The organism is Streptomyces tricolor (genome assembly GCF_002155905.1).
GTDB lineage: Bacteria > Actinomycetota > Actinomycetes > Streptomycetales > Streptomycetaceae > Streptomyces > Streptomyces tricolor.
In genome coordinates, this window is the sequence record NZ_MUMF01000510.1 from 1 (window position 1) to 13943 (window position 13943).

13 protein-coding genes are annotated in these 13943 nt (G+C 73.2%); all 13 read right to left on the reverse strand.

The annotated features are described in order from the left end of the window. Nucleotides 1–1071 (reverse strand): GTPase-associated protein 1-related protein (locus CCN44_RS31900; RefSeq protein WP_244203999.1); only part of this gene is annotated, 1071 nt, incomplete at its 3' end. After that, a complete protein-coding gene (locus CCN44_RS31905; protein ID WP_086701588.1) occupies nucleotides 1068–2333 on the reverse strand; it encodes a TRAFAC clade GTPase domain-containing protein in 1266 nt (421 codons plus the stop codon). The genes CCN44_RS31905 and CCN44_RS31900, both read right to left, overlap by 4 nt. A 3-nt stretch (nucleotides 2334–2336) precedes the next feature. Next, a complete protein-coding gene (locus tag CCN44_RS31910; protein ID WP_086701591.1) occupies nucleotides 2337–4532 on the reverse strand; it encodes a hypothetical protein in 2196 nt (731 codons plus the stop codon). 267 nt (nucleotides 4533–4799) lie between these two features. Beyond that, nucleotides 4800–5540, reverse strand: a complete 741-nt coding sequence (locus CCN44_RS31915; protein ID WP_059253645.1) for a sirohydrochlorin chelatase — start codon at nucleotides 5538–5540, stop codon at nucleotides 4800–4802. Nucleotides 5541–5542: 2 nt separating this feature from the next. After that, nucleotides 5543–6421 (reverse strand): ABC transporter permease, encoded by an 879-nt coding sequence (locus CCN44_RS31920; RefSeq protein WP_059253647.1) that lies wholly within the window; start codon nucleotides 6419–6421, stop codon nucleotides 5543–5545. Then, nucleotides 6408–7187 (reverse strand): ABC transporter ATP-binding protein, encoded by a 780-nt coding sequence (locus CCN44_RS31925; RefSeq protein ID WP_059253650.1) that lies wholly within the window; start codon nucleotides 7185–7187, stop codon nucleotides 6408–6410. The genes CCN44_RS31920 and CCN44_RS31925 overlap by 14 nt, the downstream gene beginning before the upstream one ends. A 36-nt stretch (nucleotides 7188–7223) precedes the next feature. Then, on the reverse strand, nucleotides 7224–8327 hold the full coding sequence (locus CCN44_RS31930; protein WP_059253651.1) for an aliphatic sulfonate ABC transporter substrate-binding protein: 1104 nt from the start codon (nucleotides 8325–8327) through the stop codon (nucleotides 7224–7226). Nucleotides 8328–8550: 223 nt separating this feature from the next. Then, nucleotides 8551–9885 (reverse strand): sulfate adenylyltransferase subunit 1, encoded by a 1335-nt coding sequence (locus tag CCN44_RS31940; protein ID WP_059253655.1) that lies wholly within the window; start codon nucleotides 9883–9885, stop codon nucleotides 8551–8553. 2 nt (nucleotides 9886–9887) lie between these two features. After that, a complete protein-coding gene (gene cysD / locus CCN44_RS31945) occupies nucleotides 9888–10823 on the reverse strand; it encodes a sulfate adenylyltransferase subunit CysD (protein WP_059253657.1) in 936 nt (311 codons plus the stop codon). Continuing rightward, nucleotides 10820–11356, reverse strand: a complete 537-nt coding sequence (cysC, locus tag CCN44_RS31950) for an adenylyl-sulfate kinase (protein ID WP_059255314.1) — start codon at nucleotides 11354–11356, stop codon at nucleotides 10820–10822. The genes cysD and cysC overlap by 4 nt, the downstream gene beginning before the upstream one ends. Nucleotides 11357–11382: 26 nt before the next feature. Continuing rightward, a complete protein-coding gene (locus CCN44_RS31955) occupies nucleotides 11383–12093 on the reverse strand; it encodes a phosphoadenylyl-sulfate reductase (RefSeq protein ID WP_059253659.1) in 711 nt (236 codons plus the stop codon). After that, nucleotides 12090–12272: a hypothetical protein gene (locus CCN44_RS46700; RefSeq protein WP_079081209.1), complete on the reverse strand. Its 183-nt coding sequence runs from the start codon at nucleotides 12270–12272 to the stop codon at nucleotides 12090–12092. The genes CCN44_RS31955 and CCN44_RS46700 overlap by 4 nt, the downstream gene beginning before the upstream one ends. After that, nucleotides 12269–13903: a nitrite/sulfite reductase gene (locus CCN44_RS31965; RefSeq protein ID WP_086701594.1), complete on the reverse strand. Its 1635-nt coding sequence runs from the start codon at nucleotides 13901–13903 to the stop codon at nucleotides 12269–12271. The genes CCN44_RS46700 and CCN44_RS31965 overlap by 4 nt, the downstream gene beginning before the upstream one ends. Nucleotides 13904–13943: the final 40 nt, after the last annotated feature.

Genomic DNA, 13943 nt, shown 5'->3' on the forward strand with positions numbered 1-13943 from the left:
GGCCAACAGGGCGGCCAGCGCGGCCGGTTCCTCGCTCCCGGCGCTCCCGTCGTCCCCGTCCGCCGCCCGCGCCAGCTCCCCGAGCAGCGCCGTCAGCGTCGGTTCGGGCAGGTCGCCGGCGCGTGCCGCGGCCCGCCGGGCCGCCGCCGCGCGGGCGGCCGGGGGCAGCGCGATGCCCCCGGCGAGCGCGGTCACGGCGAGGCGGCCGACATCGTCGGCGGTGTCCCCGAGGTCACGGGCGGTGTCGCGGAACAGCTCCGGCCGCCCGGCCGTCCAGATCCGCGCGCACACCTCGGCCCAGGCGTCCGCCACGGGCTCCCCGGCGGCCCGGCCGGTGCAGTCGTGCACCCGGAACCGGTGGTCGTGCCCGACCGGCTCGGACGAGGGCAGCGCCCCGACGATCTGCTGGCGGGCCTGCTGCGGTCGCCGGGTGTACGTCGTGAAGGTCAGCCGGTGCGCCTGCTCGCGCGGCAGGACCGTGCAGGCCAGCGCGATCCACTGGGCCACGTCCGCGCTGTCCCGCTCGACGAGCACGAGCTGCCGGACGTCGCTGCCGTCGGCCAGCGTGCGCAGGTCGGCGAAGAACGCGGCGAGCCGGTCCGCACGGGAGCGGGCGAACGCGACCAGCCCGTCCCGACGCAGCAGCCGGGACGGCTCGATCCGGTCGACCGGCTCCGGCCGCCCGCCCGGGGGCGTCGCCTCCGCCCAGCGCGGCGACTCCCACACGGTGATCGGCAGCGCCCCGTCGGGCAGCCGGGTCCCGGGCGGCAGATGCACGGCGTGCGCGTGGAAGTTGCCCCACCGCCCGCTGTAGTCCGCCCCGGTGTACACCGAGCGGCACAACAGGCGTCCGCCGTCGGAGAGTTCGGTGCAGGAGAAGGCCTTCGGGAAGGACTTCAGCTGCTCGGCGTCCGGCCGGTCCGGGAGGTCCCGGGGCGGCTCGTACCCGATGAGCTGCTCGGCCTCCCGCAGCAGCGTGGCGGGCACGCCGGGGCTGACGGCGGTGAAGCGGAAGCCGGACCCGTCCGGTCCGGGCGGCGCCGAGGTGTAGTGCAGCTGGGCGAGGCTCACCGGGCCCGCTCCTTTCCGGTCCTGTCCTGGGCGGCGGTGCGCACGGGCAGCAGCCCGCGCAGGGACAGCAGCCACAGCAGCGGGTCCTCCACCCGCACCGGCTGCGGCCCCGACTTCGGTACGTCCGCCGGCGCGTCCGCGGGCGGCGGCGCCCCCAGCGCCGACAGCCCGAACAGCGACAACCGGTCGAAGTCGTGCTCCAGCTGGCGCAGCAGCGCGCCCGCGTCCCAGTCCGTCAGCAGGGTGCGCAGCTCCTCGTGGACGGCGAGCCGGTCCTCGGCGTCGTAGGCGCCCCCGGAGTGCGTGGCGTTGCGCAGCAGCGGGGAGTGCGGGTCGAGCAGGGACCTGAGCATGTCCGTCTTGGTGACGGCCACCGCGATCGGGGTGCTCACCCGGCCGCCGGGCTTGCCCTTGCCGTGGGCGCGCAGCTGGGTCGCGAGGTCGGCGGCGATCTGCCGGGGCGAGGTCTCCACCACGGGCAGCGGCGGCCCCTCGTGCACCGGCAACCGGTCGCGCACCGAGCCGAGTTGCAGCGGGTCGACCAGCAGGATGATGCCGTCGGCGGCGCTCAGGTAGCGGGTGTAGCGGTCCATCGCCTCGGCGTCCGCGAGGTCCTCGCCGGCCGCGTCGTAGAAGACGAGGGCGGTGTGCCGGGTCCCGCCGCGGCCCAGCGGGCCCCGCTTGGGCAGGCTGAGCCGGTACAGCAGCGGGTCGTTGAAGCCGAGCGCGGCCGGCCGGGTGGCGGCGGGCAGCCGCAGCCGCTCGTACAGGTCCTCGGCCATCTCCTTGTCCCGGGCCTGCGACTGCGGTCCCATCGCCGCGAGCGTCGCGTTGTAGGCGTGCCCCACCCGGTGGTCGAACTCGTTGCGCAGGACGGCTACGAAGGTGCTCTTGCCGGAGGCCTTGGCGCCGACCAGGGCGATGATCCGGCCGTCCTGGTCGCAGTAGTCGCTGGGCAGGTCGCTGTGACAGGACCCGCACACCCGCACGTGCGTGGGCACCCCGCACGCCGGGCAGGGCACGCTGCTGCCGGTGCCGGCCGGCCCGGCGAGCCCGGCGAACCTGCGTGCCGGGGTGAACACCGGTCCGCGCATCCGGGCCGCCGGAGGCACCCCGGGCCCCACGAACGCGGCCCACTTCTCGTCCGGTTCGGGCCCGCAGGGCGCGGCGCCGCGCACCCCGGCCGGGTTCATCAGGCAGCGGTACGGCAGTCGGGCCGCCGACGCGCGGGTGAAGCAGTAGGGGCAGGTCACGGTCGTCATGGCTCAGCGCACCACCAGGCTGGCGAGAGAGGGTTCTTCGAGGCGGACCGAGGCGGCGTGCTCCCCGAGCAGGAAGCAGCGCAGGGTGTAGGGGGCCGGGCAGGGGGCGGCGGGCAGCTCCCGCTCCAGGCTGCCGTGCCGGGCGAGTTCGGGCCCGGGGATCCGCAGGACGGTCGTGCCGTCGGTGGCGTTGCGCGGGCGGAGGGTGCCGCCGCGCGCGACGCACACGAACTCCGGAACCTCCGGCAGGCCGCCGGGCGCGGTCAGTGTGACCCGCAGCAGCGTGCGGCCCCGGCCGAGCAGCCGCCGGGGCGCCCGCACCAGGTGGTAGGAGACGGCCGCGTCCGCCGGCAGCAGCACTTCGGCCGTGCCGGGCACCACGACCACCGCGCCGGGCACCCGGGGCACCGAGGCGGCCCGCACCCGGACGGCGCCGGGTCCGACGGGCAGGTGCAGCCCGCCGCGCCGGTAGGCGTGCGCGGTGACGGTGCGTTCCCCGCCGCCCGCGGCGTCCACCGGTGTCCAGCCGACCACGAGGTGCGGGACGTCCTCGGGCCAGTCCAGCACGATCCGCGCCTGCCCGTCCGGGAGCCGGTGGGCGGTCATCCCGGGCACGGGCCGTACGGCCTCCACGCCGACGGCCGGCCCCGCGAGCGCCCGCGCGCCGCGCACGGCGACCGCGGCCACCTCGGTGTACGAGCCGGGCGGCGGGCACAGGGCGTCCGCCGGTCCGGGCCAGTCCAGCGGGGGCGGCAGCGCGTCGGTGCGCAGTTCGGTGCCCGGCGCCGGCGCGCCGTCGGGCCACGTCACCAGCCGCACCTCGGCGTCCTCCGCCCCGGTCCAGGCGAACCGCACGGCCCCGGCCACGGGCCGGGCGGTCAGCGTGCGCACGGGCCGCGGCCAGGGATGCACGGTGGCGGTGGCCCGCAGGCCGGGGGAGGGGACGGTACGGCCGTCGGGCGCCCGGTAGTGGCACACGACGCGGAAGGCGTGGCCGCCCGCCGCCAGACCGGTGGCGGTGAACCCCTCGTCCGTCACGGGGAGCCGGGCGGTGCGCCCGTCGGGCGCGGTGTGCTCGACCGTGACCTCGGCGGCGGCGGGCGGCCGGTGCCAGGAGCAGTCGATGCGCTCGGGTCCGTCCGTCAGCACCAGGCCGGACACGTCGGGGGCGACGAGCAGCCGCCGGGACACCAGTGGCGGACCGTCCAGCCGCCCGTCGCGCAGCGGCAGGGCCGCGTACCGGACCGTGGTGCCCGGCTCGGCCCCGGTGTCCCGTGCCGGGCCCGCGGTGGCCGCGGCGGAGCCGAGGACGGTGCGGACCGCGGCCCTGCCCCGGCCGTCCCGGTACAACCGCAGCAGCCGCCACTCGCCGGGCGGCTCCCGGTTGTCCTGCCAGCGCACCTCGACGTGGTCCGCGCGCAGTGCGGTGCCCAGGGTCGGGGTGCGGCCGTGCACGCGGACCAGTCCGCCCAGCGCCCGCCGGTCGTCGCAGGCCGCGTGCAGCGCCCACAGATACCCGGCGCTCGCCGCTTCCCGGTCGCCGCGCTCCTCGGCCCGCCGCCCGGCCCGCAGGGCGTCCTCGGCGGCACGCAGCCGCTCGGCCGCCTCGGCCCGTACGGCCGCCAGCGCCGGGTCGGCGGTGCCCGCGGGGAGCCGGTCGAGCAGGGCGCGCAGCCGGTGCAGCCGCCCTTGGGCCCGGGCGTCGGCCAGGGACTCGGCGGCCTCCCGCTGCCGCCGGTCGAGCCGGGGCCGCAGCCGGGCCGCCGCCAGCAGGCCGGCCGTCTCGCTCGGGTGCACGCCCAGCGTGCGGGCGAGGGCGTCGCGCCGCCCCTCGGGCCGGTCCTGCAGCAGATTGATCAGCTGGTAGAGGACGACCCGCCGGGGCGCCTGCGGGTCGGCGCGGTGCAGCTCGGCCAGCCGCTCCGCGAGCGGGGCGACGGCGGGGTCCGCGGATCCGGCGAGCGCCTCCAGCAGCGGCACGTCCACCCGGCGCCGGCCGCGCGCCCCCGCGGGCACGTACAGCCCGTCCAGCACGCGTAACCCGCCGGGACCGGCCGCCAGCACCTCGCCGAGGTGGCGCAGGCCCGCCGCGTGCTGGGCGGTGGCGAGGGCGCCGTACCCCGGCACGAGCGGGCTGAGCGGCAGACCCGACAGAGCCCTGGGCAGCCCCAGATGATGCCCGAACTCCTGACCGGCCAACTGAACGTTCTCCCCCGATAGTGCTCAGGGGTCCATCCCAGCAGATCCCGACCCGGCCAGGAGGGGTTTTCGGGGAAACCGAGCAGGTCGGAGGGTGCCGTGACGGGGTGGCTTTGCAGGGACGGACCAGCGCCCCGGCGGCCGAGCGGGTCCGCAGCGGACCCATCGGGGCGCGGGGAACCGCGCGACCGGCCACCACGACGCCGCGGCCCTACGGCGCATCCGCGGCCCGACGGCGCGGCGCACTGCCACCGGCCGGGCCGACGGTCACGCGCCGAGCGCCGCCAGGGCCGGCCGGCAGGCGCCGTCGTACCGCTCCAGCACCACCCCCGCCACCTCCGGCGCCGCCCCCAGCACCTCTGCCAGGACGTCCGCCCCGGCCGCGCCGCGCGCGATGCGGTCCGGCAGGAAGCCGGGGGCGAGGACGTACGGTGCGACGGCGACCCGGGCGCAGCCGAGGGCGCGCAGTTCGCGCACCGCGTCCTCGGTGCGGGGAAGGGATGCGGAGGCGAACGCGGGCCGCACGGCGCACCAACCGGTGTGCCACCACTCCCGCGCGATGTCGGCGATCACCGCGATCGCCTCCGGGTCGGAGGATCCCGCCGAGGCCAGGACGACCCCGGTCGAGGACTTGTCGGCGGGCGACAACCCCGCCTCGTACAGCCGCCGTTCCAGCGCGGACAGCAGCAGCGGGGACGGACCGAGCACCTCGGCCTGCCGGATCCGCAGCCGCGCCGGGGCGTCCCGCAGCACGGCGGGGATGTCGGCCTTGGCGTGGAAGGCGCGCGTCAGCAGCAGCGGCAGCGCCACCACGTCCCGCACGCCCTCCGCCGCCAGCGACTGAAGCACCCCGTGCACCGACGGGACGTTGAAGTCCAGGAACCCGGTCTCCACGCGCAGGCCCGGCCGCAGCGACCGTACCCGCTCCACCAGGGCGTGCACGGTCGCGGCGTGCCGCGGGTCGCGGCTGCCGTGGGCGATGACGAGGAGGACGGGCGCGTCGTACATGGTCAGCTCTTCACCATCAGGCCGCGGCTGCGCAGCACCCACCGCTCCAGCGGACTGAAGATCAGCAGGTCGATGGCGATGCCGACGAACAGGATGAGCAGGATCGCCTCGAACACCATGGCCATGTCGCTGGCGGTGCGGGCGTTCTCCAGCAGCTGGCCGAGGCCCACGCCCAGGTCGGGGAAGCTCGCGATGATCTCGGCGGCCATCAGCGAACGCCAGGAGAAGGCCCAGCCCTGCTTCAGGCCGGCCACATAGCCGGGCAGCGCGGCCGGCAGGGTGATGTGCCAGATGCCCTTCACCCCGGTCGCGCCCAGTGTGCGGCCCGCGCGCAGGAACAGCGGCGGCACCTGGTCGACGCCGGACACCAGGCCGTTGGCGATGGAGGGGACGGCGCCGAGCAGGATCACCGCGTACATCATGGAGTTGTTCAGGCCGAGCCAGATCACGGCCGGCGGCACCCAGGCCACCGACGGCAGCGACTGCAGGCCGGACAGGATCGGGCCGATGGCCGCGCGCACGAACTTCACCCGGGCCACCAGCAGGCCCAGCGGGGTGCCGATGAGCAGCGCGAAGGCGAAGCCCAGCAGACCGCGCGAGACGCTGGTCCAGATGTAGCCGAGCAGTTCGCCCTGGAGCCACGCCTCCTTGAACGCGCTGCCCACGGCCGCCGGCGAGGGCAGCTTGGTCGGGTTGTCGACGACCGGGTAGAGCAGGGTCCAGGCCGCGAGGACCACCGCGACGGCGATGACCGGCGGAAGGATCTTGTTGACGAGGGTCTGCCGGAGGGACGGGCGGCCGGTGGCCGTGGTCTCCAGGGCGTCCAGGCCCGCCTCGACGCTCCCGGCGTCCTGGACCGGTGTCGTCTCAGTGCTGGCCATGACGGCGGATCTCCCCACGCAGGACTTCGGTGATCTCAAGGGACAGTTCGGCCACGGGGGCGTCCTCGATGCGGCGCGGCTGCGGGATGTCGACCTCCCACTCGCGCGCGATCCGGCCCGGGCGGGAGGACAGCAGGATCACGCGCTGCGCGAGCCGTACCGCCTCGCGCACGTTGTGCGTCACGAACAGCACGGACAGGCCGGTCTCCGCCCAGATGCGGGTCAGCTCGTCGTGCAGCACGTCCCGCGTGATGGCGTCCAGCGCCGCGAACGGCTCGTCCATCAGCAGCAGGTTGCTCTCCTGCGCCAGCGCGCGGGCCATCGCCACGCGCTGCCGCATGCCGCCGGACAGTTCGTGGACGCGCTTGCCGTGGGCGCCCTTGAGCCGGACCAGTTCGAGCAGTTCCTCGGCCTTGTCGCGGCGCAGCGGCTTGGGCACCCCCCTGAGCTTCAGGGCGAGTTCGATGTTCTTGCCGGCCGTCAGCCACGGGAACAGGGCGTGCTCCTGGAACATCAGGGCGGGCCGGCCGTCCGTGGTGATGGAACCGGTGGTCGGCCGGTCCAGGCCGGCCACCAGGTTCAGCAGCGTGGACTTGCCGCAGCCCGAGGCCCCCAGGAGGGTGACGAACTCGCCCGGCGCGACATCGATGCTGATGTCGTCCAGGACGAGCTGCTGTCCGCCCGGTCCCGTGAAGGACTTCGAGACGTGCTGAAGGCGTGCCGCGAAGTCGACGGTCTCGTCGGCCTTGGCGAGGGTCGTGGCCATGGTCGTCACCTCCTGGGGACTCATCGGGGACCGGCGTCAGCTGGAGCCGAGGCCGGCGTCGTCGACCGGGCTCTCGCCCTCGGCCTTGAGCACCTTGTTGAGGATCCTGAGGTCGTAGATCCCCTTGAGGTTCGGCTGCTCCAGCAGACCGGCCTTGACCGCGTGCTCGGCCTCGGTGTCGAGGGTGGCGGCCAGCGGGTCGTCGGTGAACCGGATGGACTTCCACGCCGGGTCCAGGATGTTCGCCGGCAGCGCCTTGCCGGAGTCGGCCGCCAGCTGCTTGTTCGCGGCGGCCTTCGCCTCGTCCGGGTGGGCGTTGATCCACTTGTTGGTCTCGACCGCGGCCTTCAGGACGGCCTCGACCGCCTTCGGGTGGTCCTTGAGGAAGCCCTGCCGCACGATGATGTTCGTGATCACGAACTTCTGGTCCGGCCACAGCGTGGCCTCGTCCAACAGCACCTTGGCGCCCTCGGCGACCAGCTTCGACGCGGTCGGCTCCGGCACCCAGGCACCGTCCACGGACCCGGAGGCGTAGGCGTCCGGGGTGATCTTGTTGTCGGTGCGGACGACCGTGACGTCACCCTTGCCGCTCTGCGCGTCGATCTTCCAGCCCTGCTCGGCGGCCCAGTTGAGGAACGCCACGTCCTGCGTGTTGCCCAGCTGCGGGGTGGCGATCCTCTTGCCCTTGACGTCCTTCAGGGACTTGATCTTCTCCGGGTTCACGACCAGCTTCACCCCGCCGGACGCCGAACCACCGATGATCTTCAGGCTCTTGCCGTTCGACTTGGTGTAGCCGTTGATCGCCGGGGACGGGCCGATCCAGCCGATGTCGATGGAACCGGAGTTGAGGGCCTCGATCTCGGACGGGCCGGCGTTGAAGACGGCGGGCTTGACCGTGGTGGCGCCCAGCTCCTTCTGGAAGAAGCCCTTCTGCACCCCGACCAGCGCGGTCGCGTGGGTGAGATTGCCGAAGTAGCCGATCTTGACGGAGTCCAGCCCGTCGGTCTTCTTCGCCCCGGCGGCGATCTGGGCGGCGCCGTCGTCCTTGGCCTCGGAACCGTAACCGCAGGCGGCGAGGGAGAGCAGAGGGAGCGCGGCTATCACCGCGAGGCTGCGCCGGAAGGCGTTCGATGCAGGCACGGGAGGTGTTCCTCTCGGAGGCCCGGCGGTCACGGTCTCTCAGGTCGTGGCCGGGAAGTCGGCAGGTCTTCGTCTACGGCGGTGGGGGGTGAGGGCGCGCGAGCGGTGCGCGTACGTCAGCGCGCACATCGCGCCACTCCGCCCTGCCCGCTGCCGAGGGCGCCGCTGCCGACACGGCCGCCCTCCTTCGCGAACGTCGCGTAGTAGTCGGTGGAGTTCATGCTCAGAAGTCCCACCCGTCGTCCTCGGCCTGGTCCTTGACGGGCTCGGGGGACGCGAACGACTCGCCGACCATGCCGGCGGTGAGCGTGGTGCCGTCGGCGGGGTCGATCAGGATGAACGAGCCCGTGCGGCGCGAGTCGGCGTAGGAGTCCACCGGCAGCGGCTCGGCGGTACGGATCTTCACCCGGCCGATGTCGTTGGCGACGAGCTGCCCCGGGTGCGGGTGCAGGGACAGGTCGTCGAGCGTCAGCCGGGACGGGATGTCCTTCACGATCGCCTTGACCGTGCGCGTGCCGTGCTTGAGCAGCACCCGGTGGCCGACGGTCAGCGGGGCGTCGGCGACATGGCAGACGGTCGCCTCCACGTCCTGCGTGGTGGCCGGCGCGTCCTTCGTCGGCACGATCAGGTCGCCGCGCGAGACGTCGATGTCGTCCGCCAGCAGCACCGTCACCGACTGCGTCGTCCAGGCCACGTCGACCGGCCTGCCGAGCAGGTCGATGCCGGAGATCGTCGTCGTACGGCCGGACGGCAGGACGGTGACCTGCTCGCCCACCCGGAAGGTGCCGGCCGCGATCTGACCCGCGTAGCCCCGGTAGTCCGGGTGCTCGGCGGTCTGCGGCCGGATCACGTACTGCACGGGCAGCCGGGCGTGGCAGTGCGCCAGGTCGTGGCTGACCGGCACGGTCTCCAGGTGCTCCAGCACGGTCGGGCCGCCGTACCAGTCCATGTGCGCGGACGGCTCCACCACGTTGTCGCCGGCCAGCGCCGAGATCGGGATCGCGGTGACCTCGGGGACGCCCAGCTCGGTCGCGTACGCCGTGAACTCCTCGGCGATCGCGGCGAAGACCCGCTCCTCGTAGCCGACGAGGTCCATCTTGTTGACGGCCAGGACGACGTGCGGGACGCGCAGGAGGGCGGCGATGGCGGCGTGCCGGCGGGTCTGCTCGACCACGCCGTTGCGGGCGTCGACCAGGATGACCGTCAGCTCGGCGGTGGAGGCGCCGGTGACCATGTTGCGGGTGTACTGCACATGGCCGGGGGTGTCGGCCAGGATGAACCGGCGGCGCGGGGTCGCGAAGTAGCGGTAGGCGACGTCGATGGTGATGCCCTGCTCCCGCTCGGCACGCAGGCCGTCGGTGAGGAGGGCGAGGTCGGGGCCGTCCTGGCCGCGGCTCGCGGAGGCGCGCTCGACGGCCTCCAGCTGGTCGGCGAGGACCGACTTGGAGTCGTGCAGCAGCCGTCCGACGAGGGTGGACTTGCCGTCGTCGACGGAGCCGGCGGTGGCGAACCGCAGCAGGGTGGTGGCCGAGAGCGCCTCGGTCGTGGTCGTGCTCATGCTTAGAAGTACCCCTCGCGCTTGCGGTCTTCCATCGCGGCCTCGGACAGCTTGTCGTCGGCGCGGGTCGCGCCCCGCTCGGTCAGCCGGGACGCGGCGATCTCGGCGATGACGGCGTCCAGCGTGGTCGCGTCGGAGTCGACCGCGCCGGTGCAGGACATGTCGCCGACGGTGCGGTAGCGCACCTGCCGCTTCTCGACGGTCTCGCCCTCCTTCGGACCGCCCCACTCGCCCGCGGTCAGCCACATGCCGCCTCGCCGGAACACCTCCCGCTCGTGCGCGAAGTAGATCTCCGGCAGCTCGATGCCCTCCCGGGCGATGTACTGCCAGACGTCCAGCTCGGTCCAGTTGCTGAGCGGGAAGACGCGCACATGCTCACCGGGGGCGTGCCGGCCGTTGTACAGGTTCCACAGCTCGGGGCGCTGGCGGCGCGGGTCCCACTGGGAGAACTCGTCGCGCAGGGAGAAGACGCGTTCCTTGGCGCGGGCCTTCTCCTCGTCCCGGCGTCCGCCGCCGAAGACCGCGTCGAACCGCTCGCTCTGGATCTTCTCCGTCAGGGGAAGCGTCTGGAGCGGGTTGCGGGTGCCGTCGGGGCGTTCCTTGAGCACACCGCGGTCGATGTAGTCCTGGACCGAGGCCACATGGAGGCGCAGCCCATGTGCGGCGACCACACGGTCCCGGTACTCAAGAACTTCCGGGAAGTTGTGTCCCGTGTCCACATGCAGCAGCGAGAACGGCACCGGCGCGGGGGTGAACGCCTTCAGCGCGAGGTGCAGCATGACGATGGAGTCCTTGCCACCGGAGAACAGGATCACCGGGTTCTCGAACTCGCCCGCCACCTCGCGGAAGATGTGCACCGCCTCGGACTCCAGCGCGTCCAGGTGCGACAGGGCGTACGGGCTGTCCGTGCCCTCCGCCGCCTTGGCGACCGTGGTCATGCCAGTCCCCTCTCGCTCAGCAGCGCGTACACCGACCCGGCGGACTGCTGGACCGTCTGGTGCTGCGACTCGATCCGCAGGTCGGGCGTCTCCGGCTCCTCGTACGGGTCGTCGACCCCGGTGAGCCCGGACAGCTCGCCCGCGGCCTGCTTGGCGTACAGGCCCTTCACGTCCCGCACGCTGCACACCTCGACCGGGGTCGCCACATGGATCTCCAGGTACGGCGTCCCGTTCGCCTCGTGCCGCTTGCGCACCGCGTCCCGGCTGTCCGCGTACGGCGCGATCACCGGCACCAGCGCCTTGACGCCGTTGCGGGCGAGCAGCTCGGCGACGAAGCCGATGCGCTGCACGTTGGTGTGCCGGTCCTCCCGGGAAAAGCCGAGACCCGCCGAGATGAACTCGCGGATCTCGTCGCCGTCGAGCACCTCGACCCGGTGGCCCTCGGCACGCAGCCGGCCCGCCAGCTCGTACGCGATGGTGGTCTTGCCGGCGCTCGGCAGACCCGTGAGCCAGACGGTGGCTCCGGTCGTCACGTGGTTCTCCTGAATCTGGTCGTTCGTCATCCGTGCAGCCCGCACTCGGTCTTGGCACGGCCCGCCCAGCGGCCGGCCCGCGCGTCCTCGCCCTCCAGGACCCTGCGGGTGCACGGGGCGCAGCCGACGGAGGTGTAGCCGTCCATCAGCAACGGGTTGGTGAGCACGCCGTGTTCGGTGATGTACGCGTCCACGTCGTCCTGGGTCCAGCGGGCGATCGGGGAGACCTTGACCTTCTGCCGCTTCTCGTCCCAGCCGACGACCGGGGTGTTCGCCCGGGTCGGGGACTCGTCGCGGCGCAGGCCCGTCGCCCACGCCTGGTAGTTCTTCAGGCCCTCTTCCAGCGGCCGGACCTTGCGCAACGCGCAGCACAGGTCGGGGTCGCGGTCGTGCAGCTTCGGGCCGTACTCCGCGTCCTGCTCGGCGACCGTCTGCCGCGGCGTGAGGGTGATGACGTTGACGTCCATCACGGCCTCCACGGCGTCCCGGGTGCCGATGGTCTCCGGGAAGTGGTAGCCGGTGTCCAGGAAGACGACGTCCACGCCCTTCAGCACGCGCGAGGCGAGATGGGCGACCACGGCGTCCTCCATCGAGGAGGTGACGCAGAACTTCGTGCCGAAGGTGTCCACCGCCCACTGGAGGATCTCCAGCGCCGAGGCGTCCTCCAGGTCACGGCCCGCCTGCTCGGCGAGCGCCTTCAACTCCTCGGTCGTACGCTCTTCCTGAGCCGTCGTCATATCTGATCGTCCCCTCCGTTGTCGGCTCGCTGAAGGCCCCGGGCCAGCAGTCCCAGGAACTTCAGCCGGAATGCGCGGTTGCACGCCCCGCATTCCCAGGCGCCGTGACCCTCGCCGCTCGGACGCAGATCCTCGTCGCCGCAATAGGGGCAGTAGAACGGCGCAGCCCGCTCACTCACGACAGAGCCTCCTCGGAAGCCCGGGATGCCCAGGCCGCGAAGCGCTCGCCGTCCTCGCGTTCCGCCTGGAAGCGCTTCAGCACCCGCTCGATGTAGTCGGGCAGTTCCTCCGACGTCACCTTCAGGCCGCGCACCTTGCGGCCGAAGCCCGGCTCCAGGCCGAGGGCGCCGCCGAGGTGCACCTGGTAGCCCTCGACCTGCTCGCCCTGGTCGTTGAGGACCAGCTGGCCCTTGAGACCGATGTCGGCGACCTGGATGCGGGCGCAGGCGTTCGGGCAGCCGTTGAGATTGATGGTGATCGGTTCGTCGAAGTCCGGCAGGCGGCGCTCCAGCTCGTCGATCAGCTGCGAGCCGCGCTGCTTGGTCTCCACGATGGCGAGCTTGCAGAACTCGATGCCGGTGCAGGCCATGGTGCCGCGCCGGAACGAGGACGGCCGGGCGGTGAGATCCAGCGCCTCCAGGCCCTCCACCAGCGAGTCGACCTTGTCCTCCGCCACGTCGAGAATGATCATCTTCTGCTCGACGGTGGTGCGGACCCGGCCCGAGCCGTGCGCCTCCGCCAGGTCGGCGACCTTCGTCAGCGTGGCCCCGTCGACCCGGCCGACCCGCGGCGCGAACCCGACGTAGAACCGGCCGTCCTTCTGCCGGTGCACACCGATGTGGTCGCGCCACTGCTGCACGGGCTGCTCGGGGGCGGGCCCGTCGATCAGCTTGCGCCCGCCCAGGTACTCGTCCTCCAGCACCTGCCGGAACTTCTCCGCGCCCCAGTCGGCGACGAGGAACTTCAGCCGGGCCCGGTTGCGCAGCCGGCGGTAGCCGTAGTCGCGGAAGATCGAGATGACGCCCTCGTAGACGTCCGGCACCTCGTCGATCGGCACCCAGGCGCCGAGCCGCACGCCCAGCTTGGGGTTGGTGGACAGACCGCCGCCCACCCAGACGTCGAAGCCCGGGCCGTGCTCGGGGTGGCGTACGCCGACGAACGCGACGTCGTTGATCTCGTGCACCACGTCCAGCAGCGGCGAGCCCGAGATGGCCGTCTTGAACTTCCGGGGGAGGTTGGAGTACGCCTTGTTGTTCAGGACGCGGCGCTTCATCTCCTCCAGCGCGGGCGTGGCGTCGATGATCTCGTCCTCGGCGATGCCCGCCACCGGGGAGCCGATCATCACGCGCGGGGTGTCACCGCAGGCGGTGACCGTGGACAGGCCGACGCTCTCCAGCCGGTCCCAGATCTCGGGCACGTCCTCGATCCGGATCCAGTGGTACTGGACGTTCTGCCGGTCGGTGATGTCCGCCGTGCCGCGCGCGAACTCCTGCGAGATCTCGCCGATCACCCGCAGCTGCCGCGTGGTCAGCGCCCCGCCGTCGACGCGGACGCGNNGCTTGCGCTGGGTGTACAGCCCCCACCAGCGCATCCGGCCCCGCAGGTCGTTCGGGTCGATCGAGTCGAAGCCGCGCTTGGAGTAGATCGTCTCAATGCGTGTCCGCACATTGAGACCGTCGTCGTCCTTCTTGAACTGCTCGTTGCCGTTGAGGGGCGTGAAATGGCCAACGGCCCACTGGCCCTCACCGCGGTGACGGCTCACCTTGCGGCGGGGCGCGGAGGCGGCGGGGTTCTCTGGGGTGGCGGCCATGGTTCTACGTCCTTCAGACAGGCGGGAGTCTGCTCTGACC

Coding starts and splice junctions, on each gene's coding strand:
- CCN44_RS31955 (WP_059253659.1), bottom strand. CDS start 12,093: ATGACGACGGCTCAGGAAGAGCGTACGACCGAGGAGTTGAAGGCGCTC.
- CCN44_RS31940 (WP_059253655.1), bottom strand. CDS start 9,885: ATGAGCACGACCACGACCGAGGCGCTCTCGGCCACCACCCTGCTGCGG.
- CCN44_RS31915 (WP_059253645.1), bottom strand. CDS start 5,540: ATGTACGACGCGCCCGTCCTCCTCGTCATCGCCCACGGCAGCCGCGAC.
- CCN44_RS31920 (WP_059253647.1), bottom strand. CDS start 6,421: ATGGCCAGCACTGAGACGACACCGGTCCAGGACGCCGGGAGCGTCGAG.
- cysD (WP_059253657.1), bottom strand. CDS start 10,823: ATGACCACGGTCGCCAAGGCGGCGGAGGGCACGGACAGCCCGTACGCC.
- CCN44_RS31925 (WP_059253650.1), bottom strand. CDS start 7,187: ATGGCCACGACCCTCGCCAAGGCCGACGAGACCGTCGACTTCGCGGCA.
- CCN44_RS31905 (WP_086701588.1), bottom strand. CDS start 2,333: ATGACGACCGTGACCTGCCCCTACTGCTTCACCCGCGCGTCGGCGGCC.